Annotated in this window: 19 protein-coding genes and 1 other RNA gene; 10 read left to right on the forward strand and 10 right to left on the reverse strand. The window is 74.2% G+C overall.

What is annotated here, in order from left to right:
* The first annotated feature begins 251 nt into the window (after positions 1–251).
* Genes ACY1JF_RS13375 through ACY1JF_RS13385 form a run of 3 tightly spaced genes read left to right on the forward strand, consistent with a single transcriptional unit; the run spans position 252 to position 3,642 of the window.
* A complete protein-coding gene (locus ACY1JF_RS13375; protein ID WP_462705299.1) occupies positions 252–1,844 on the forward strand; it encodes a glycosyltransferase family 4 protein in 1,593 nt (530 codons plus the stop codon).
* Positions 1,838–2,572, forward strand: coding sequence for a class I SAM-dependent methyltransferase (locus tag ACY1JF_RS13380; protein WP_462705300.1), 735 nt, complete (start codon positions 1,838–1,840; stop codon positions 2,570–2,572). The genes ACY1JF_RS13375 and ACY1JF_RS13380 overlap by 7 nt, the downstream gene beginning before the upstream one ends.
* Positions 2,569–3,642, forward strand: coding sequence for a prenyltransferase/squalene oxidase repeat-containing protein (locus ACY1JF_RS13385; RefSeq protein ID WP_462705301.1), 1,074 nt, complete (start codon positions 2,569–2,571; stop codon positions 3,640–3,642). The genes ACY1JF_RS13380 and ACY1JF_RS13385 overlap by 4 nt, the downstream gene beginning before the upstream one ends.
* Positions 3,643–3,661: 19 nt before the next feature.
* Here ACY1JF_RS13385 and ACY1JF_RS13390 read toward each other — a convergent pair whose 3' ends face one another.
* The 5 genes from ACY1JF_RS13390 to ACY1JF_RS13410 form a co-directional block, all read right to left on the reverse strand.
* Positions 3,662–3,949, reverse strand: coding sequence for a hypothetical protein (locus ACY1JF_RS13390; protein WP_462705302.1), 288 nt, complete (start codon positions 3,947–3,949; stop codon positions 3,662–3,664).
* A gap of 256 nt (positions 3,950–4,205) precedes the next feature.
* A complete protein-coding gene (locus ACY1JF_RS13395) occupies positions 4,206–5,027 on the reverse strand; it encodes a hypothetical protein (RefSeq protein ID WP_462705303.1) in 822 nt (273 codons plus the stop codon).
* A gap of 91 nt (positions 5,028–5,118) precedes the next feature.
* On the reverse strand, positions 5,119–6,045 hold the full coding sequence (locus ACY1JF_RS13400; protein WP_462705304.1) for an N-acetylmuramoyl-L-alanine amidase: 927 nt from the start codon (positions 6,043–6,045) through the stop codon (positions 5,119–5,121).
* Positions 6,046–6,067: 22 nt separating this feature from the next.
* Entirely contained in the window at positions 6,068–6,724 is a 657-nt protein-coding gene (locus ACY1JF_RS13405; RefSeq protein WP_462705305.1) for a class I SAM-dependent methyltransferase, read from the reverse strand.
* 224 nt (positions 6,725–6,948) lie between these two features.
* Positions 6,949–8,688 (reverse strand): MFS transporter, encoded by a 1,740-nt coding sequence (locus tag ACY1JF_RS13410; RefSeq protein ID WP_462705306.1) that lies wholly within the window; start codon positions 8,686–8,688, stop codon positions 6,949–6,951.
* A gap of 263 nt (positions 8,689–8,951) precedes the next feature.
* Between ACY1JF_RS13410 and ACY1JF_RS13415 the strand changes: the two genes are divergently transcribed.
* On the forward strand, positions 8,952–9,851 hold the full coding sequence (locus tag ACY1JF_RS13415; protein WP_462705307.1) for a MaoC/PaaZ C-terminal domain-containing protein: 900 nt from the start codon (positions 8,952–8,954) through the stop codon (positions 9,849–9,851).
* A gap of 469 nt (positions 9,852–10,320) precedes the next feature.
* Here ACY1JF_RS13415 and ACY1JF_RS13420 read toward each other — a convergent pair whose 3' ends face one another.
* Entirely contained in the window at positions 10,321–11,466 is a 1,146-nt protein-coding gene (locus tag ACY1JF_RS13420; RefSeq protein WP_462705308.1) for a hypothetical protein, read from the reverse strand.
* A gap of 197 nt (positions 11,467–11,663) precedes the next feature.
* Between ACY1JF_RS13420 and ACY1JF_RS13425 the strand changes: the two genes are divergently transcribed.
* From ACY1JF_RS13425 to ACY1JF_RS13435, 3 genes are read left to right on the forward strand one after another with little or no spacing between them, the layout of a single operon-like run.
* Entirely contained in the window at positions 11,664–12,512 is an 849-nt protein-coding gene (locus ACY1JF_RS13425) for a Nif3-like dinuclear metal center hexameric protein (protein ID WP_462705309.1), read from the forward strand.
* On the forward strand, positions 12,509–13,252 hold the full coding sequence (locus ACY1JF_RS13430; protein ID WP_462705454.1) for a zinc ribbon domain-containing protein: 744 nt from the start codon (positions 12,509–12,511) through the stop codon (positions 13,250–13,252). The genes ACY1JF_RS13425 and ACY1JF_RS13430 overlap by 4 nt, the downstream gene beginning before the upstream one ends.
* A 20-nt stretch (positions 13,253–13,272) precedes the next feature.
* A complete protein-coding gene (locus ACY1JF_RS13435; RefSeq protein ID WP_462705455.1) occupies positions 13,273–14,502 on the forward strand; it encodes a bifunctional RNase H/acid phosphatase in 1,230 nt (409 codons plus the stop codon).
* On the opposite strand, the gene eda is transcribed toward ACY1JF_RS13435, so the two are convergent.
* Positions 14,488–15,156, reverse strand: coding sequence for a bifunctional 4-hydroxy-2-oxoglutarate aldolase/2-dehydro-3-deoxy-phosphogluconate aldolase (gene eda, locus ACY1JF_RS13440; RefSeq protein WP_462705310.1), 669 nt, complete (start codon positions 15,154–15,156; stop codon positions 14,488–14,490). The two genes, ACY1JF_RS13435 and eda, sit on opposite strands and share 15 nt — an antisense overlap.
* Before the next feature lie 62 nt (positions 15,157–15,218).
* Positions 15,219–16,001: a peroxide stress protein YaaA gene (gene yaaA / locus ACY1JF_RS13445; protein ID WP_462705311.1), complete on the reverse strand. Its 783-nt coding sequence runs from the start codon at positions 15,999–16,001 to the stop codon at positions 15,219–15,221.
* A gap of 154 nt (positions 16,002–16,155) precedes the next feature.
* On the opposite strand from yaaA, the gene ACY1JF_RS13450 reads away from it, so the two are divergent.
* Both ACY1JF_RS13450 and rnpB read left to right on the forward strand, forming a co-directional pair.
* The gene (locus tag ACY1JF_RS13450) at positions 16,156–16,725 is read left to right on the forward strand and encodes a Uma2 family endonuclease (RefSeq protein ID WP_462705456.1); all 570 of its coding nucleotides are present in this window, start codon (positions 16,156–16,158) and stop codon (positions 16,723–16,725) included.
* 33 nt (positions 16,726–16,758) lie between these two features.
* Positions 16,759–17,161: RNase P RNA component class A (gene rnpB, locus ACY1JF_RS13455), an RNA gene on the forward strand.
* 76 nt (positions 17,162–17,237) lie between these two features.
* Here the strand turns inward: rnpB and ACY1JF_RS13460 are convergent.
* Complete coding sequence (locus tag ACY1JF_RS13460) at positions 17,238–17,933, reverse strand: class I SAM-dependent methyltransferase (RefSeq protein ID WP_462705457.1); 696 nt, start codon at positions 17,931–17,933, stop codon at positions 17,238–17,240.
* 106 nt (positions 17,934–18,039) lie between these two features.
* Positions 18,040–18,504 carry a glycine-rich domain-containing protein gene (locus ACY1JF_RS13465; RefSeq protein WP_462705312.1) on the reverse strand — a complete coding sequence of 155 codons (465 nt, stop codon included), beginning with the start codon at positions 18,502–18,504 and terminating at the stop codon, positions 18,040–18,042.
* Between the two features lie 186 nt (positions 18,505–18,690).
* On the opposite strand from ACY1JF_RS13465, the gene ACY1JF_RS13470 reads away from it, so the two are divergent.
* The gene (locus ACY1JF_RS13470) at positions 18,691–19,980 is read left to right on the forward strand and encodes a helix-turn-helix domain-containing protein (RefSeq protein WP_462705313.1); all 1,290 of its coding nucleotides are present in this window, start codon (positions 18,691–18,693) and stop codon (positions 19,978–19,980) included.
* The last annotated feature ends 166 nt before the right edge of the window (positions 19,981–20,146 follow it).

The raw sequence follows: 20,146 nt of genomic DNA on the forward strand, positions 1-20,146 counted from the left end.
CCCCGCGGCGCCGCCCGTCCTGGGGCCGGCCACCGGCCCCGGGCTTCGGGACCGGACGGGGGGGGCCGGGGGCGGGGGGGGGGCGCTCCCCGCCCCCCCCCCGGCCCCGTGGCACGAATCACCTGATCCACCGGCCACAGCGACCTTACCTGCCGGTAGATTCGGAGCCTCCGAACGATCAAGTCCGGAACTTGTTCCGATCAACGTCTCGACGTAATCTCGCGGGACCATGCAGGCAGAAGGGGACCCAGGTGACCGCTGAGGCCAGTCGGACGGGACCCCGTCAGGATCGCGCCGATACGGCCGGTACGGACGAGCGACCGCTGCGCATCGCGCTCCTCACCTACAAGGGCAACCCGTTCTGCGGCGGCCAGGGCGTCTACGTCCGCCACCTCTCCCGCGAGCTGGCCCGCCTCGGCCACAGCGTCGAGGTCATCGGCGCCCAGCCCTACCCGGTGCTCGACGAGGGCCTCCCGCACCTGACCCTCACCGAGCTGCCCAGCCTCGACCTCTACCGCCAGCCCGACCCCTTCCGCACCCCGAAGCGCGACGAGTACCGGGACTGGATCGACGCGCTGGAGGTCGCCACCATGTGGACCGGCGGCTTCCCGGAACCGCTGACGTTCTCGCTCCGCGCCCGCCGCCATCTGCGCGCCCGGCGCGGCGACTTCGACATCGTGCACGACAACCAGACGCTCGGCTACGGCCTGCTGGGCGACGTCGGCGCCCCGCTCGTCACCACCGTCCACCACCCCGTCACCGTCGACCGGCGCCTCGAACTGGACGCCGCCGAGGGCTGGAAGCGCCGGTACTCCGTGCGCCGCTGGTACGCCTTCACCCGCATGCAGAAGCGCGTCGCCCGCCGCCTGCCGTCCGTGCTCACCGTCTCCGGCTCCTCCCGCCAGGAGATCGTCGACCACCTCGGCGTACGGCCCGACCGCGTGCACGTCGTGCCCATCGGCGCCGACACCGACCTGTTCTCGCCCGACCCGGCGGTGCCGAAGGTGCCGGGCCGGATCGTCACCACCTCCAGCGCGGACGTCCCGCTCAAGGGCCTGGTCTTCCTCGTCGAGGCCCTGGCCAAGACCCGCACCGAGCACCCCGGTGCCCACCTCGTCGTCGTGGGGAAACGTCCCGCCGAGGGCCCCGTGGCCCAGGCGGTCGAGCGGTACGGGCTCGAAGGAGCCGTCGAGTTCGTCAAGGGCATCTCCGACGCCGAACTGGTCGACCTGGTCCGCTCGGCCGAGGTGGCCTGCGTGCCCTCGCTGTACGAGGGGTTCTCGCTGCCCGCCGCCGAGGCCATGGCGACCGGCACGCCGCTGCTCGCCACGACCGGCGGGGCCATCCCCGAGGTCGCCGGACCCGACGGCGAGACGTGCCTGGCGGTACGGCCCGGCGACGCGGGCGCGCTGGCCGCCGGACTGAACCGGCTGCTGGGCGACGCCGCACTGCGCGCCCGGCTCGGCGCGGCCGGACGCGCACGCGTCCTCGACCGCTTCACCTGGGCGCGCGCCGCCCAGGGCACGGTGGCCCGGTACCGCGAGGCCATAGCCCGCTCGTCCCCGGCGGGCGCCGTCCCCGGTTCGTCCCTGGCGGGCGCCGTCCCCGGTTCGTCCCCGACAGGCGCCGTCACCCGTCCGTCCTCGACGGACGCCTCCGCCCGCCCCTCCCCGGCGGACATCGACACCCGCCCGTCCCCGGCGGACGTCCCCGCCCGCCCGTTCCCGACAGGTGCCCCGGCCGTCGGCCCGGCCGCGGCGCCGAGCCGTGGCGAGCGGGCCGCGACGCCGAGTCATGGCCGCGGTGCGGCCCCGGCAGAACACGAAAGCAGGACCACGTGCTGACCGTCGACTTCTCCCGGTTCCCGCTCGCCCCGGGCGACCGCGTCCTGGACCTGGGCTGCGGCGCCGGCCGGCACGCCTTCGAGTGCTACCGGCGCGGCGCGCGGGTCGTCGCCCTCGACCGCAGCGGCGCCGAGATCCGCGAGGTCGCCAAGTGGTTCGCCGCGATGGAGGAGGCGGGCGAGGCCCCAAAGGGCGCCACCGCGACGGCGATGGAGGGCGACGCGCTGGCCCTGCCCTTCCCCGACGAGTCCTTCGACGTCGTCATCATCTCCGAGGTGATGGAGCACATCCCCGACGACAAGGGCGTACTCGCCGAGATGGTGCGGGTGCTCAAGCCGGGCGGCCGGATAGCCGTCACCGTGCCGCGCTACGGCCCCGAGAAGGTCTGCTGGGCCCTGTCCGACGCCTACCACGAGGTCGAGGGCGGCCACATCCGCATCTACAAGGCGGACGAACTGCTCGCGAAGATCCGCGAGGCCGGCCTCAAGCCCTACGGAACCCACCACGCGCACGCCCTGCACTCCCCGTACTGGTGGCTGAAGTGCGCGTTCGGCGTCGACAACGACAAGGCGCTGCCGGTCAAGGCGTACCACAAGCTGCTGGTCTGGGACATCATGAAGAAGCCGCTGGCCACCCGGGTCGCCGAGCAGGCGCTGAACCCGTTCATCGGCAAGAGCTTCGTGGCGTACGCGACCAAGCCCCACCTGCCGCCGGTGGACGCCGCGTGACGACGCCCCGGACGGAACACCTGGTCCTGCCCGGTGTCCTCACCGCCGACGAGGCCGCCGCGACCGTACGCGGCATCCTCGCCGTCCAGCGGGAGGACGGGGCGATCCCGTGGTTCCGGGGCCACCACCTCGACCCCTGGGACCACGTCGAGGCCGCGATGGCGCTGGACGCGGCCGGCGAACACGAGGCCGCCGAGCGGGCCTACGACTGGCTCGCCCGGCACCAGAACCCGGACGGCTCCTGGTACGCGGCCTACGCCGACGGCGACGCCGCCGACGTCACCGACCGGGGCCGGGAGTCGAACTTCGTCGCCTACGTGGCGGTCGGCGTCTGGCACCACCACCTGTCCACCGGCGATGACGCGTTCCTGGACCGCATGTGGCCCACCGTGTACGCGGCCGTCGAATGGGTGCTGCGGCTGCAGCGGCCCGGCGGGCAGATCGGCTGGCGGCGCGACGAGGACGGCACCGGCGCCACCGACGCGCTGCTGACCGGGAGTTCCTCCGTCCACCACGCGCTGCGCTGCGCCCTGGCCATCGCCGGGCAGCGCGAGGAGGCGCAGCCGGACTGGGAACTGGCGGCGGGCCTGCTGCGGCACGCGATCCGGCGCCACCCCGAGCGGTTCCTCGACAAGGGCCGCTACTCGATGGACTGGTACTACCCGGTGCTCGGCGGCGCGCTCACCGCGGCCGAGGCCGGGGCCCGCATCGCCGAGGGCTGGGACCGCTTCGTCGTCCCCGGCCTCGGGGTGCGCTGCGTCGTGCCCAACCCCTGGGTCACCGGCGGCGAGTCGGCCGAACTCGCCCTCGCGCTCTGGGCGGTCGGCGAGTCCGACCGGGCCCTGTCGGTCCTCCAGTCCATCCAGCACCTGAGGGACGCGGACAGCGGCCTGTACTGGACCGGGTACGTCTTCGAGGACGACGCCATATGGCCGCGGGAGCTGACCAGTTGGACGGCCGGCGCCCTGCTGCTCGCCGTCGCCGCCCTCGGCGGCCACGAGGCCACCTGCCAGGTCTTCGGCGGCGACCGCCTGCCGCGGGGCCTGGAGACCGACTGCTGCGCAGCCTGAGCGCCCGCCGCCGGCGGGGTCAGTGCCGGTGCAGGCGGTTGGCGACGGCGTGGCCGACGAAGAGGTACACGACGGCGGCCAGGCCGTAACCGGCCACGACCCGCGCCCACGCCTCGTCGAAGGTGAACAGGTCACGCGACCAGCCCGCCAGCCAGGCCGCCGCGTCATGGACGAACCGCACCAGGTCGTTGGCCCGGTTGGCGTCCAGCAGGTACATCACAATCCACAGTCCGAGGATGACGGCCATGATGTCCGCGATCACCGCGACGGCCGTCCCGGCGGAGTTGGAACCACGATAGCGAGACATGCCTACCGTCTGGCCCCGCGCGTCTGTTTGAAACCACGGACGGCGCACGGGAGTTGACGGTACGGCGACGGGCCCCCCCCCCCCGGGGGGGGGGCCGCGCCGCCGGGGGCGCCGTGCTCCCCGCGGGGAGGCCCCCGTGGGCGGGGCGCCCGGGCCCCCGCGGGTGTTTTTCAACCCCCGGCCGGCGCCCGGCTTTGCCGGTTACGGCGCCGCCCCCCCCCCCGGGGGGGGGGGCCCGTCGCCGACGTGTGCGCGCTCAGCCGCGCTGGATGCCCGAGGTGTCCTGGAGGACGCCGCGCCGGCCGTCCTGCGTCTGGGCGACCAGACCGGGACCGCGCTGCTCGACCGCCAGGTACCAGGTGCCCGGCGCCAGCTCCGCGATCGGGGTCGGCGAACCGTCCTCCGCGAACAGCGGGCGCGGCACCGGCACCGCGAACCAGAACGGCGCGAACTCCCCGGCCGGCTGCGGCTGGCCCGGCGCGGGCCGGGGCCCCGGCTGGTCCTGCTGCGGCTGCGGCTGCGGCTGCCCCGGCTGCCCGCCGTACGCCCCCTGCTGCGCACCCGGGTAGCCGTACCCGCCTTGCGGCTGACCGCCGTACGGCTGCGGCTGGACCGGGCGGGGAGCGGGCAGGAGGGCGCCTTTGAGCGCCGGGACCAGCGGCGTGGCGATCGCGGCGGCGGCCATGACCACCGTGGCGACGAGGGCGAGGATCAGCCCCGTGCCCGCGCCGATGCCGTCGCCGCCGCCGTCGTTGTCGAACGCGCCGGCCGGGTCGAAGACGTTGCCCAGCGCGCTCCAGGCGGCGAACACCGCGAAGGCGGCGCCGAACTGGCCGAGGTCCAGTCCGGCGACCTTGCGGGGCTGCGGCAGCACGCGGGCCACGACGACGAGCGCGGCGCCGATGATGCCCGCCAGGACTACTCCGAGCACGATCGGCCCGCTGCCCCAGAGGCTGGGGATGTCGGCGCTGTCCGAGGCGCCTTCGATCGCGTAGATGTCGAGGAACGACGCGATCAACAGCAATACCGCTGCCCCGATCACCACGCCGTCGCCTCGAGTGAGGGAGCGGATATTCACTTCAGGTCCTTCTCAGGTCGTCGTCTCGTCGTCACCGGACGACACTATCCTCCGTACGTTCGCACTGTCCGCCGGGATACGGGCCTGATCGCTACCCGCGCAGGAAACTCACGATTCCCTCAGAGATCCCCTGTGCCGCCTTCTGCCGCCAGGCCCCGTCGGTCAGCAGGGCCGCGTCCTGGGCGTCGCGCATGTTGCCGCACTCCAGGAACACCTTCGGCACCGTCGAGAGGTTGAGGCCGCCCAGGTCCGTGCGGGTCACCAGGCCGGTGCCGTCGCCGAGGTAGTCGGCGGGGGCGGCGCCGGTCCGCCGTCCGAAGCCGTCCGCGACGCGCTTGCCGAGGTCGGCGGAGGGGGCGACGACGGCGCGGGTGTCGGCGGCGCCCCGGTGCACCGCACCCGGCAGGATCACGTGGAAGCCGCGGTCGCCGGCGGCCGAGCCGTCGGCGTGGATCGAGATCGCCGCGTCCGCGTGCGCCTCGTTGCCGATCCTGGCCCGCTCGTCCACACAGGGCCCGTACTCCCGGTCGCCGTCCTGGGTCAGCCTCACCGTGGCGCCCTGCTCGCGGAGCAGGTCGCGCAGCCGGTGGGCCACGTCGAGGGTGAAACGCGCCTCGGTGTAACCGTCGTTCGTGGCGGTGCCCGTGGTGTCGCACTCCTTCCAGTGCGTACCGACGTCCACCTGGCGGCTGATCTCGGTCGGGTGCCGGAAGTTGGCCGGGTTGTGGCCCGGGTCGATGACGACGACCCTGCCCTTCAGGGGGGTGGCCGCCGGGTCCTTGGCGTCGTCGCGGGTGGCCGTGCGGGTCGCGGCGGGCGCCGGGGAGGACGCCGAGGCCGTACCGGCCGCCGCCCGGTGGGCGCCGCCGTCGTCACCGCCGGGCACGCCGACCGCCGCGTACACCCCCCACCCGAGCAGCGCGCCCGGCACGAGGGCGGCCAGCGCCACGGTCAGCGGACGGCGCGGGGGGAAGCGGCGGGGCTGGTGCGGTTCGAACTCGGGGCCTGTGTACGACACGCCTGCGACTCTAACCGCGCCCTCAGGTCCCCGCTCCCGTTCGCCGCAGGACACGCAGCGAGCCGGTCGCCGACACCTCGGTGAACGCGCCGGACGCCAGCGCCCTGAGCCAGACGCGGTACGGGGCCTGGCCGGTGAACTCGTCCACCGGGTCGGGGAAGACGTCGTGGATGACGAGCAGCCCGCCTTCGGCCACCCGGGGGGCCCAGCCCTCGTAGTCGGCGCTCGCGTGCTCGTCGGTGTGGCCGCCGTCGACGAAGACGAGGGCGAGGGGGGTCTGCCAGAGGGCGGCGATCCGCGGGGACCGGCCGACCAGGGCGACGACGTGGTCCTCCAGGCCGGCCCGGTACAGGGTGCGGCGGAAGGCGGGGAGGGTGTCCATCACCCCCAGCTCCGGGTCGACCGTCTCCGGGTCGTGGTACTCCCAGCCGGGCTGCTGCTCCTCGCTGCCGCGGTGGTGGTCGACGGTGACGGCGGTGACCCCGGCCGCGCGGGCCGCGTCGGCGAGCAGGAGGGTGGAGCGTCCGCAGTACGTGCCGACCTCCAGCAACGGCAGTCCGAGCCGTGCGGCCTCCACGGCCGCCGCGTACAGGGCCAGGCCCTCGTCGACGGGCATGAAGCCCTTCGCGGCCTCGAAGGCGGCCAGGACGTCGGGGCTCGGAGGCGGGGGCGGGGGCATGGGGGACCTCGCTGTTCTGTCTTGTTTTGTTTCGTTTGTCTTGCCTGTTGGCCGGTCTGTTGGTCGGCCGGTCCGTCTTGATCTGCCGGTCGGCCGGTCTTGTCCGCCGGCCTGTCGTACACGCATGCTGCCGCACCCCCTGCCGCGGCGGACGGCAGGGGGTGCGGCAGGACTCGGACGGGACAGACGGGGCAGGCGGGCCGGGGCAGGCGGGGCCGGACGGGTCAGGCGGAGACCGTCTCGCCCGGCAGGGACAGGTCGAGGTCGACCGGGTGGCCGGTGCCGGTGTGGGTCGCCGAGCGGGCGAGCGGACCGTGCCCCGCGGCGCGGGCGGCCAGGACGTAGGGGCCCGGGGCGGGCACGGGCAGCGCGTAGCCGCCGTCGGACGCGGAGAGGGCCGTGCCCGCCTGCCGTCCGTGCCGGTCGATCAGCGTGACCTCGGCGCGGGCGACGGGCGTGCCGTCGGCGGCCAGGACGCGACCGCGGAAGCCGCGCAGTACTTCCTCGGCGCGGGCCAGACCGGCGTCCTCCTCGCTGCTCGTGCGCAGCAGCGTGTGGGCGGCGGGGCGGTGCCGGGGGAGGAAGAACGCGAAGACCAGGCCGGCGGCGACCGCGGCGGTCGCGATCAGGAACGAGAGGCGGAAGCCGTGCATCGTGGGGACGGCGACACCGCCGACGTCGTCGGCCGTGCCGGCCAGCACCATGCCGATGACGGCGCTGGACACCGACGTGCCGATGGACCGCATCAGGGTGTTCAGGCCGTTGGCCGCGCCCGTCTCCGAGGCCGGGACCGCGCCGATGATCAGCGCGGGCAGCGAGGAGTAGGCGAGGCCGATACCGGCGCCGAGCAGTACCGAGGTGACGACCGTCTGCCAGGCGGCGCTCATCAGGCCGAGGCCGCCGCCGTAGCCGACCGCGATGACCAGCAGGCCGACGACGAGGGTGGTGCGGGGACCGTAGCGGGCGGAGAGACGGGCGTACAGCGGGGCCGTGAACATCATCGTCAGGCCGAGCGGGGCCACGCACAGGCCGGCGACGACCATCGACTGGCCCAGGCCGTAACCGGTGGCCGTGGGCAGCTGGAGCAGCTGGGGGAGGACCAGGGAGACGACGTAGAAGGAGACGCCGACCATGATCGAGGCGAGGTTGGTGAGCAGGACCTCGCGGCGTGCGGTGGTGCGCAGGTCCACGAGGGGGGCCTTGACGCGCAGTTCCATCAGGCCCCACAGCAGCAGGACGACGGCGGCGGCGGCGAACAGGCCGAGGGTGACGGGCGAGGACCAGCCCCAGTCGCCGCCCTTGGTGATGGGCAGCAGGAAGAGGACCAGGCCGGCGGAGAGACCGAGGGCGCCGGGGAGGTCGAAGGTGCCCTGGGCGCGCAGCGGGGACTCCGGTACGACGGCCAGGGTCAGGGCGATGGAGAGGACGCCGAGGCCGGCGGCGCCGTAGAACAGGGCGTGCCAGTCGGCGTGCTGCGCGACGAGGGCGGCGGCGGGCAGGGCGAGGCCGCCGCCGACGCCGATCGAGGAACTCATCAGCGCCATCGCCGAGCCGAGCCGCTCGCGCGGCAGCATGTCCCGCATCAGGCCGATGCCGAGGGGTATCGCGCCCATCGCGAAGCCCTGGAGCGTACGGCCGGCGATCATCGGGAGCAGGGCGTCGGTGAACGCGCTGACCAGCGCGCCGGCCACCATCACGGCGAGGCTGAGGATCAGCATGCGCCGCTTGCCGTAGAGGTCGCCGAGGCGGCCCATGATCGGGGTGGCGACGGCTCCGGACAGGAGCGTGGAGGTCAGGACCCAGGTGGCGTTGCTGGGCGTGGTCTCCAGGAGCTGGGGCAGGTCCTTGATGACCGGGACGAGCAGGGTCTGCATCACCGCGACGACGATGCCCGCGAAGGCGAGGACCGGGACGGTGGCCCCGGTCGCTCTCCTGGTGGCTTCGTCGGTCGTCGTGTGGCTCATTGCGTGCGGTCCTCCGGGACAGGTGTGAGCGGATGCGTGCGAGGACGTACGCGCGGGTGGCGTACGAGGTGTGTGTATGCCCAACTCGGTTTGCCGAAGCGCCTATTCCGTTGCTTCGGGTCCCTAAGTGTTCCTTGACCCTCTCTTGGGAATCACCGGGGCCGGACCCGGTTCCGGTGGCGGGTCCCGAGGGGATGCCCTGGTTCCCTCGGAGCGGCCCGCGCCCCGACGGCGCCGGTGCCCCGACGACGATCAGGAGAACCGTGCCCATCGACGCAGCCGCCGCCCTCGCCGCCGCGCCCCGTACCGGAAAGATCGCCTGGAACCACAAGGACGTCCAGCTCTACCACCTCGGCATCGGCGCCGGTGTCCCCGCCACCGACCCCCGTGAGCTGCGCTACGTCCTGGAGTCCCGGCTGCACGTCCTGCCCAGCTTCGCCACCGTCGCCGGCGCGGGCGCCCCCGGCGTGGTCGACGCGCTGGACCGGCCCGGCGTCGACGTCGACCTCGCGCACGTCCTGCACGGCGGCCAGCGGATCCGCCCGGCGCGGCCCCTGCCGGTGTGCGGCACGGCGGCCGTGACCTCCCGGATCACCGCCGTGTACGACAAGGGAAAGGCGGCGGTGCTGGTCCTGCGGACCGAGGCCGCGGACGCCGACGGGCCGCTGTGGACCGACGACGCCGAGGTCTACGTACGCGCGGAGGGCGGGTGGGGCGGGGAGCGCGGGCCGTCGGGGCGGCCCGAGGTGCCGGACGGGCGGCCCGACGCGGTGGTGGAGCGGCGGGTACGGGAGGAACAGGCGCTGCTCTACCGGCTCAGCGGCGACTGGAACCCGCTGCACGCCGATCCCGCGTTCGCGGCGCGCGCCGGCTTCGAGCGGCCGGTCCTGCACGGGCTGTGCACCTACGGCATCACGCTCAAGGCGGTCGTCGACACGCTGCTCGACGGGGACGTGACCCGGGTGCGGGACTACCGGACGCGGTTCGCCGGGGTGGTGTACCCGGGGGAGACGCTGCGGGTGCGGATGTGGCGGGAGCGGACGGGCGGGGGACCGGTGGTGCGGGTGGCGGTGGGCGCCGTGGGACGCGGGGACGCGGCCACCCCGGTGCTGACCGGGTCCGTCGCCGTCGCCGTCCCGGGTGGTGTGGGCGGTGTTTTGTGAGGTGTCGTGTTCCGGGGTCCGTGGCTGTCGCCGTCCGGGGTGTTGTCGGCGGTGTCCTGTGAGGTGAGGTGAGGTGTGGTGTTCCGGGGTCCGTCGCCGTCCCGGGTGCCGTCGGCGGTGTCCCGTGAGGGGTCCGTGCCCGGGTGTGTGACGGCCCCGCCCGTCGTGGTGACCGGGCGGGGCCGTCGCGTGGGCGCCGTGTCAGGCGGCCGTCCCGCTCCCCTCGGCAGGCTTGCGGTGACGGCCCTGCGGGGCCGTCCCGCCGTCCTGCGCCGAGACCGGACCGCGGTGCCGGCCGTGACCGGAGCCGGCCACCGTCCCAACGTCGGCACCGTCGGCCCGCATCGGCTGGTTCGCGCTGGCGTCGTTCATCGGAAGGAATTCACCCCGTCAACATGATCTTTCCAACAGCCGAAGGAGTGTATCCGGCACGCCTCGCCCCGGAACCAGACGGCCGCGCCAACCGGCACTACTTTGTTACAAACCGCGCCAGCGGGGCCTCCTGGAGCGGAACCGGACGGCCCGGGATCCCGGCCGCCGGGGGCTTTGAGGCCGGCCCGGGCCCCGGATCCGGACCGCCCGGCACGGTCAGGGCGGCCACGGCGCAGGGCCGCTCCGCCGTGGCGTACGGCAGCCGCAGCAGCCCGTCGGCGGACCACCAGCCCGCGCCCGCCAGCCAGCCCCGCGGCGCGGGCAACTGGTGCAGCTGCCGCCCGTCGGGCCGCCACATCCCGACCCAGCTGCCCGTCGGACCGTCCACCCGCAGCGCCACCGCGCACCGCTCCGGCGTCAGCGTCTGCCCGGGCTGGACCGCGAACGGCGTCAGCGCGCGGTCCGGCAGCCGCAGGCACCGCGGGAACCGCACCGGCAGCGTGCTGCCCAGCACCCCCCAGCCCAGCCGGGCCCGCCCGGGCGAGGGCGCGTCGGAGCGGATCAGCAGCAGCCCGCTGTCCGGGTCGGCCAGCAGCAGCCGGTCGTCGCTGCCCGCGGCGATCTGGAGCAGGGGCGAGACCTCACCGCCCCGCTCCAGGTCCACCACGACCGTCTTGACGACCGGCCCGGCGGGCCCGGTCTCCTCCCGGTCGAGCGCGAGTATCCGCGCCGTGCGGTCCAGCCACACCCCGCCCGAGCAGCGGCCCGGCACCTCGGCCAGGTGCTCCGGCCCGAAGGCGCCGCCGGCCACCAGCCACACGGACGCCGACCGCGGTCCGGTCTCCAGGGCGTACGCCGTCTCGCCGTCCGGCGCCGGGGGCAGCAGCCGCAGCCGGGTACCGTCGTCCGGGCACTCCACGCCGCCCAGCGGCAGCTCACCGGTGCCGGGCCCCTGGGTCGGGTACAGCAGGGCGAAGACGTGCCGGCCGGCCGCCCGGCGGTGGACCAGCACCCGTCCGTCACCCATCGGCTGCACCTCGGTGCCCGGCTCCTCCGGCCGGTCGCCGGGCAGCGGCACCGCGTACGGCTCGGGACCGTCCAGCGTCCAGCGCTCCGGGTAACGGGCCCCGTCGCGGCCCGCCAGCCGGGCCGCGTACGCCGCGTCCACGGTGAGGGAACAGCCCGCCCGCGGCGTCCCGTCGCTTCCCTGGTCCGCCGAAGGCTCGATAGCACAGGCTGTCATCGTTCGGTCACCTCCGGCGACGAAGCTAGTTTCGTACGCACGGACGTGGCCCCGACGGCCGTCCGCTTCACACAAACGGATGGCAGCGAAACGGTTCGCCTGAGGAACAGGGGGCGGATGTGCTGGTCCCGGCCGGGCCGGTGACGGGACGGCGGTGGCGGTACTGCGCCGCGAAACAGGCAGGTAGCCTTGGGACCGTGCCCCGTCTGTCAGAAGTCATCGCCGCGCTGGAGAACCTGTGGCCCGCCGAGCGGGCCGAGTCCTGGGACGCGGTCGGCACCGTCACGGGGGAGCCCGCCCAGGAGGTCCGGCGGGTCCTGTTCGCCGTCGACCCCGTCCAGCGGACCGTCGACGAGGCGGTGGAACTGGGCGCCGACCTGCTGGTCACCCACCACCCCCTGTACCTGCGGGGCACGACCACGGTCGCCGCCGCCACCCCCAAGGGCCGCGTGGTGCACACGCTCATCAAGCACGGCATCGCGCTGCACGTCGCCCACACCAACGCCGACACCGCCGACCCGGGCGTCTCCGACGCGCTGGCCGGCGCCCTGGACCTCAGGGTCACGGGGCCGCTGGTGCCGGACGCCACCGACCCCGCCGGACGGCGCGGCCTCGGCCGGATCTGCGCCCTGGACCACCCGCTGACCGTCCGCGAGCTGGCCGACCGCGCCGCCGCCCGGCTGCCCGCCACCGCGCAGGGCATCCGCGTCGCCGGCGACCCCGCGGCCCCGGTCCGCACGGTCGCCGTCAGCGGCGGCTCCGGCGACAGCCTCTTCGAGCACGTACGGGCGGCCGGGGTCGACGCCTTCCTCACCGCGGACCTGCGCCACCACCCGGCGTCGGAATTCCTGGCGGACCCGGCGCACAGCCCCATCGCGCTGCTGGACGCCGCGCACTGGGCCACCGAGTGGCCCTGGTGCGAACTGGCCGCGAGCCAGCTCGACGAGATCTCCGACCGGCACGGATGGGACCTGCGCGTCCACGTCTCCAAGACGGTCACCGACCCCTGGACCAGCCACTCCCCTTCACCTGGAGCCCCCAACTGAACGCCGCGCCCGCCGACCAGATCCGACTCCTCGACGTCCAGGCCCTCGACGTCCGCCTCCAGCAGCTCGCCCACAAGCGGCGCTCCCTGCCCGAGCACGCCGAGCTGGAGTCGCTGGGCAAGGACGCCACCCAGCTGCGCGACCTGCTCGTCGCCGCGCAGACCGAGGAGAGCGACTGCGCCCGCGAGCAGACCAAGGCCGAGCAGGACGTGGACCAGGTGCGCCAGCGCGCCGCCCGCGACCAGCAGCGCCTGGACTCCGGTGCCGTCACCTCCCCGAAGGACCTGGAGAACCTCCAGCGCGAGATCGCCTCCCTCGCCAAGCGCCAGGGCGACCTGGAGGACGTGGTCCTGGAGGTGATGGAGCGCCGCGAGTCCGCCCAGCAGCGGGTCGCCGAGCTGACCGAGCGGGTCGCCTCCGTGCAGGCGAGGATCGACGACGCGACCGGCCGCCGGGACGCCGCCTTCGAGGAGATCGACGGCGAGGCCGCCTCGGTGACCAAGGAGCGCGCGGTCGTCGCCGGTTCCGTCCCCGCCGACCTGCTCAAGCTCTACGACAAGCTGCGCGAGCAGCAAGGCGGCATCGGCGCGGCCAAGCTCTACCAGCGCACCTGCCAGGGCTGCCGCCAGGAGCTGGCGATCACCGACATCAACGAGATCCGCGCGGCGGCCCCCGACACGGTGGTGCGGTGCGAGAACTGCCGTCGCATCCTCGTGCGTACGTCCGACTCGGGACTGTAGGTCTTCCGAGGATGGTGGCTGTGCGGGAGTTCGTCGTCGAGGCCGACGGGGGATCGCGGGGCAACCCGGGCCCCGCCGGGTACGGCGCGGTGGTGCGGGACGCGGCCACCGGGGAGACCCTGGCGGAGGCCGCCGCGTACCTGGGCGTCGCCACCAACAACGTCGCCGAGTACCGGGGCCTGCTGGCCGGTCTGCGCGCCGCGCACGGCCTGGACCCGGCGGCGACGGTCCACGTCCGGATGGACTCCAAGCTGGTCGTCGAGCAGATGTCGGGCCGCTGGAGGATCAAACACCCCGACATGAAGCCGCTCGCCACCGAGGCCCGGTCCGTCTTCCCGCCGGACCGGGTGACCTACGAGTGGATCCCGCGCGCGAGCAACCAGCACGCCGACCGGCTGGCCAACGAGGCGATGGACGCGGGGGCGCGGGGCGAGCGGTGGTCACCGTCGGGCCCGACGGCGGAGCCGGCCGCCAAGCCCCCGGCAGCCACCGGCGCCGACACCGGACCCCCGGCAGCCACCGGCGCCGGGTCCGCCGCCGGGGCAACCGGTGCACGCGCCGCCGAGGCCACCGGTGCGCGCGCCGCCGAGGCCGTCGCCACCCCCGGCTGGGGTCCCCCCGACATGGGCGCCCCCGCCACCCTCGTCCTCCTGCGGCACGGCGAGACGCCCCTCACCCCGCAGAAGCGTTTCTCGGGCAGCGGCGGCAGTGACCCCTCCCTCTCGGAGACCGGCCGCGAGCAGGCCGAGAAGGCCGCCGCCGCCCTGGCCCGGCGCGGCACCGTGCAGGCGGTCGTCACCTCCCCGCTGGCCCGCACCCGGCAGACCGCCGAGATCGTCGCCGCCCGCCTGGGCCTCGACGTGGGCGTGGAGGAGGGCCTGCGCGAGACCGACTTCGGCGCCTGGGAGGGCCTCACCTTCGCCGAGGTCCGCGAGCGCTGGCCCGACGACCTGAACGCCTGGCTCACCTCCCCGGAGGCCGAACCGACCGGCGGCGGCGAGTCCTTCGCGGCGACCGGCGCCCGGATCGCCGCCACCCGCGACAAGCTGGTCGCGGCGTACGCGGGCCGCACCGTCCTGCTGGTCTCCCACGTGACACCGATCAAGACGTTCGTACGCCTCGCCCTGGGCGCCCCGCCCGAGTCCCTCTTCCGCATGGAACTGTCGGCGGCCTCCCTGTCGGTGGTGGCCCACTACGCCGACGGCGGCGCCAGCGTCCGGCTCTTCAACGAGACGTCACACCTGCGCTGAGCCGAGCTGTGCCGCCTCCCGCGCCAGTGCCTCCACCCGCCCCCAGTCCCGCCCGGCGACCGCGTCCTTCGGCAGCATCCAGCTCCCGCCCACGCAGCCGACATTGGGCAGGGCGAGGTACTCGGGCGCCAAGGCCGGGGTGATCCCGCCCGTCGGACAGAACCGCGCCTGCGGCAGCGGGGCGGCGAGCGCCTTGAGATAGGCGGTGCCGCCCGCCGCCTCGGCCGGGAAGAACTTCATCTCCCGCACCCCGCGCTCCAGCAGCGCCACCACCTCCGACGTGGTCGACACCCCCGGCAGGAACGGTACGCCCGACGCCCGCATGGCCTCCAGCAGCGCCTTTGTCCACCCCGGGCTGACCAGGAACCGCGCCCCGGCCGCCACCACCTCCTCGACCTGCCCGGCCGTGACGACGGTGCCCGCGCCGACCACCGCGTCCGGCACCTCGGCCGCGATCGCCTCGATGGCACCGAGCGCGGCGGGCGTCCGCAACGTCACCTCGATCGCGGGCAGCCCGCCGGCCACCAGCGCCCGTGCCAGCGGTACGGCGTCGGCGGCGTCCTCGACGACCACGACGGGGACGACGGGCGCGAGGTCGAGCACGGAGACGGCGGCGGCGGAGGGGGAGGGGGAGGAGGGCAGCACAGAGGTCATGACCTCATCTTCTCCACGGCATGCACTACCCGCAATAAGCGTTGCGCATACCGCAACGCAGGTCAGTGGACGTCCTCCACCAGCACGTCCAGCGCCCAGGTCCGCCCCGCCCTCGCGGGCGCCTGGGCCTCCACCGCGTACCCCAGGTCCCGCAGCGCCTCCACCAGCTCCGCCGGACTCCCGGGCGCGGCCCCTGTCGTCAGCAGGCTCCGCACCATCCGCCCCTTGGTCGCCTTGTTGAAGTGGCTGACCACCTTGCGGGTGGGCGCGTGCAGCACCCGTACTGTCGCCGTCCGCTCCGCGACCTCGCCCTTGGGCTTCCAGGCCGCCGCGTACGCCGCCGACCGCAGGTCCAGCACCAGCCCGTCCCCGGCGGCCTCGGGCAGCACCTCGGCCATCGGGGCACGCCAGTGCCCGGCCAGCGCCCCGAGCCCCGGCAGCCTCACCCCCATCGAGCACCGGTAGGAGGGGATCCGGTCGCCGACCCCGACCGCGCCCCACAGCCCCGAGAAGACCAGCAGCTCCCGCCCGGCCCGCCGCTTCGCGGCCTGGTCGAGGGAGCCCAGGTCCAGGGCGTCGTAGAGCACCCCGGTGTAGATCTCCCCGGCGGGCCGGGCCCCGGCCGTGCGCAGCCCGGCGTTCTTGCCGACCTCGCCCCGCAGCCCCTTGCTCAGCCCGAGCACCTCCCGGGCCTTGTCCTCGTCCGCCGCGCACAGCTCGACCAGCTCGTCGAGCACGGCCGCCCGCGCCTTCGCGAGCCCCGGCAACGACAGCGACTCCGGCTCCAGCGGGGCACCCGGCCCGGACGGCGCCTTTCCCTCGGACGGCGGCAGCAGGACAAGCACACGTACTCCTTGGATCTGGTTCCGGGCCCCGGCACAGGGTACGGGCCCCGCCCCTGTGCCACGATCGAGGGAACGGTTCCCGATCCCGGCGACAGGTGATCTTCCGATGTCCCACTCTGGCGAGCGACCGAAGGAGGGGCGTGACATGACCGCCATGGCCCACGAACCGCTCACGCAGGCAGACGTCCTGCTGGAGGGGTTCCTCGCCCTCGACACCCCGGAAGGCTTCCGGGCCGAGCTGATCGAGGGGGAGATCGTCGTGACACCGCCGCCGGACGGGGATCACGAGGACTGCATCAGTCTGATCGTCAAGCAGGTGATCAGGAAGTCCGCGACCGACATGGACTTCTCGGGCAACAAGGGCCTGAAACTGAGCAGCGGGGGCGCCTGCCCCAAGAACCACGTGATCCCGGACGGCACCTTCGCCCCGACCCGCCTGCGGCTCTACCGCGGCGCCGCTTCCTGGATGCCCTGCGAGGGCGTCGCCATGGTCCTGGAAGTGACCTCGACCAAGCCCCAGGCCGACCGCGAGGCCAAACGCCGCTGCTACGCCCGCGGCGGCATCCCCCTCTACCTGCTCGTCGACCGGGAGACGTCCTCGGTCACGTTGTTCAGCGACCCGGAGGAGAACGACTACCGCGAGCACCGCACCCGCCCCCTGGGCAAGCCCCTCACCCTCCCCGCCCCCTTCGCCTTCGACCTGGACACCGCGGACTTCCTCTGACGTCCGGCCCGGTACCATGGTCGGTACGGCAGACGAGCCGGGCGGACGGCCGCGTGGAGTCCCTCACGGGACTTCCCGAGGAACGTCCGGGCTCCACAGGGCAGGGTGATGGCTAACGGCCACCCGGGGTGACCCGCGGGACAGTGCCACAGAAAGCAGACCGCCCGGCGCTCAGGCGCTGGGTAAGGGTGAAACGGTGGTGTAAGAGACCACCAGTGCCCAGGGCGACCTGGGCAGCTAGGTAAACCCCACCCGGAGCAAGGTCAAGAAGGAAGCACCCCGGTGCTTCTGCGCGGACGACCGAGGGCGGCCCGCCCGAGTCCGCGGGTAGACCGCTGGAGGCCGGCGGCAACGCCGGTCCTAGATGGATGGCCGTCGCCGAGGGGTTCGCGAGAACCCCTCGGAACAGAACCCGGCGTACAGCCCGACTCGTCTGCCGCCACCTGCGGCTTTGCCTGGGAAAGGGCCTCTGGCCCGCGTCGGAGATCAGCATCACCCGCTCGGCCGGCGGCTCATCTTCGGCTGACCGCGGTTACCAGCAGGGTGGCCGCAGTACGCGGGCCCTCGGCCGACGCCGGCAGCACATCGACGTTGATTCGCGTGAACCCGGACTCATCCAGGACCTTCGTCCACACGTGCTCCTGGAGCACCCAGCGCCGCATCACGGCCGCCTCCCCGTCCGGGGTTCTCGCCGGAATGTCGGCGGGAACGACATCGGACTCCGCCGGCGTGCCGCCCGGGTAGTGGGCGAGGGTGGAGAACGCCAGCAGGCCGCCTGGACGTAGCCCGGCGGCTGCGGCCGGCAGCAGTTCGTGGGGGTCGGTGAAGTCGACCGCGCCGAAGACGCTGTACAGCACGTCGTAGGTGCCGGCCTCCGTCCGTAGATGCTGCACGACGTCGGATCGGACGATGCGCAGGCGGGGTGCGAGGTGGCCGTACAGGTCGGTGGCCATGTCGTGCTGCGCGGGTGAGGCGTCGACGGCATCGACTCGGGCAGATGGGTGGCGGGTGGCGAGGTGGGCGGCGTGTCCGGCCGCTCCGGCGCCGAGGTCTCCGACGGCCTTGTCCGTCAGGTCGCCCAGGATTTCGGTGCCGGGGCCGTCGTCCTGGCTCCAGCTCCAGTGGAAGGCGCGGGGGATGGCGCGGTCGCGCTCGGCACGGGCGCGGCCGAAGTGGTGCCAGAGGTCGGTGGTGGTCGTCACCCGCATCATCCTGGCGGGTGTGGTCCGAGGCCGGGCGGGCTCCAGGAGAGTTCACCCGCACGCGAGTCGGATCCCGCGCCGACTCGGCGCGGGATCCGACTCGCTGCTCATGTCAGTGGGAGTCGTTGCCGGGGTGGCACGGTCCGCACTTCGCGGCGTCCGCCCACAGCGGCAGGTCCACCTCCCAGCCGTCGGCCGCGATGATCTGCGCGGTCCTCATCACCGAGCCGTCGTCCTTCATCTCGATGTCGGGCACGTGGTGCAGGAAGGCGCCGCCGTTGAAGCGCTCGCACAACTCGGCGTACGCCACGGTGTCCAGGATGACCGTGTGGACGCCGATGCCGACGAGCTCGCTGGGCGCCAGCCCCAGCCTTTCGCCGCGGTGGTGCATGGCGGTCAGCAGGTACGCGTAGCCCTGTCCGAGGACCCGGGCCGCCGTGACCGAGTCGTACGGGTGGTCCCGCATGAGGAGTCCGACCTGCTTGTCCCACAGGCCGGCCGGCACGACCTGCCGTGCGGTACGGACCGGGCCGGTCGTCGGGTCGGTGGCCGGGGGAAGTGCGACAGCCGTTGCCATGATGCCTCCGGTGGACGGGCCCCGGGGTTCGGGGGCTCTGCCCTCCAGAACACCGCCCTTGCACGCTACGCGGTGGTCAACTGGCCTCTTGTGCAAGGAGTTTGAACGCCCAGCAAGTGGTCTCGACGCCCTGCGGCCGTCCCCGTACCGTGGAAGCCCCGGTCGTGCGGCGTGGGAGGGGGACCTGTGCCAGGTGACCCATGGAACACTGCCGAGGCGCGCGAGTTCACCGAGCAGCGACGTCCCGGCTCGCTCATCCGTCTCGGCCGCGAGCACCGCAACTGGACCCTCGCCACGCTCGGTGACCGGCTCGGTTGCTCGCCGGCCACCGTCTCCCGGCTGGAGCGCCGCACCAGGGTGGCCGACCTGACTCTGGTGCACCGCGCCGCGCTGGAAGTCGGGGTCCCACGACACATCTTGGTGCATTCGCTGGCGCCGCCCGCCCCGAACGTGTCGGCCGCCACTAGAGTGACGGCCAGTTCGCACGTCGAGCAGGCCCCGATGCGCCGCCGCACGCTGCTCGCCGCCACGGCGGTCGCCGGACCGGCCGCCCTGCTGGTGGGCGTGGACGAGGCTCTGGCCGACACGCCCGCCCCGACCGGCGCCGGGGCGCTGGACGCCCGGCTGGCCACGGCCCGCGAGCTGTACGACAGAGGCGCGCACGGGCGTCTGCTCTCCGACCTGCCCGGACTCATCGGTGACGGACACGCCGCCGCCGCGTCGCGCCGGGAGCTGGATCAGGCCCGCCTCTCCTCCGTCTACAGCCTGGCCGCCTCGGTGCTGAGCAAGCTCGGCTCCTACGGGCAGGCCCGGCTCACCGCCGACCGCGCCCGCACCCGGGCCGAGGTGTCCGGCTCACCCCTCTCCTCCGCCGCAGCCGCCCGCGAGCTGGCGATCGTGCTGCGCCACCAGGACCGCGCCGAGGAAGCCCAGCGCCTCATGACGGCAGCCGCCTCCGGCGTCGAAGCGACAGGCCTGCGCACCGACGCGGCGGCAGCGGCGTACGCGCAGATGCTGTGCACCCTCGCCTACACCGCTGCCCGCGGCGGGCACCGCGCCGAGGCCCTGGCGATGACCGAGGAAGCCCGCCGCGCCGCCCGCCGACTGCCGCCGAGTGCACCGGCCGGCCGCCTGTTTCCCATCACGCCGGCCGCCGTCGACCTTTACGCCGTGGGCGTGCACTGGGCACTCGGCGACGCGGGCGCCGCCCTGGAAGCCGGGAAGGACCTACGGCCCGAACAGTTCCCCACGGCCGAGCGCAAGGCGCGGCCGGGTACCGACATGGCGCGGGCTTGGTGGGCGTGGCAACGCCCCGCGCAGACCGTCCAGGCGCTGCTTTCCGCATACCGTGCCAGCCCCGGGGAAGTCCGGGACCGGCCCGCCATCCGCAGCGTCGTCACCGAACTGGCAGAGCGACACCCGCGCGTTGCCGGGGTGAGGGAGTTGGAGACGGCTGTACGGCGTCAAGCGGTATGACAAGACAACGCCGAGGTTCGCACGTACGCTCGTAGCTCCTGGCTTGGCGACCAGTGCCGGGACGAAGCGCAGAGAACAAGACGCGGGGGGGGGGGGGCGGCCCCCGGCGCCGGGCGGCCCCCCCCCCCCCCCCCCGCACCACCCCCCCCCCCCCCCCCCCCTGCCC

It is taken from the genome of Streptomyces sp. SYSU D01066-1 (assembly GCF_054956795.1).

Coding starts and splice junctions, on each gene's coding strand:
- ACY1JF_RS13390 (WP_462705302.1), bottom strand. CDS start 3,949: ATGTCTCGCTATCGTGGTTCCAACTCCGCCGGGACGGCCGTCGCGGTG.
- ACY1JF_RS13405 (WP_462705305.1), bottom strand. CDS start 6,724: ATGCCCCCGCCCCCGCCTCCGAGCCCCGACGTCCTGGCCGCCTTCGAG.
- ACY1JF_RS13410 (WP_462705306.1), bottom strand. CDS start 8,688: ATGAGCCACACGACGACCGACGAAGCCACCAGGAGAGCGACCGGGGCC.
- ACY1JF_RS13420 (WP_462705308.1), bottom strand. CDS start 11,466: ATGACAGCCTGTGCTATCGAGCCTTCGGCGGACCAGGGAAGCGACGGG.
- eda (WP_462705310.1), bottom strand. CDS start 15,156: ATGACCTCTGTGCTGCCCTCCTCCCCCTCCCCCTCCGCCGCCGCCGTC.
- ACY1JF_RS13450 (WP_462705456.1), top strand. CDS start 16,156: ATGGCCCACGAACCGCTCACGCAGGCAGACGTCCTGCTGGAGGGGTTC.
- ACY1JF_RS13460 (WP_462705457.1), bottom strand. CDS start 17,933: ATGCGGGTGACGACCACCACCGACCTCTGGCACCACTTCGGCCGCGCC.
- ACY1JF_RS13465 (WP_462705312.1), bottom strand. CDS start 18,504: ATGGCAACGGCTGTCGCACTTCCCCCGGCCACCGACCCGACGACCGGC.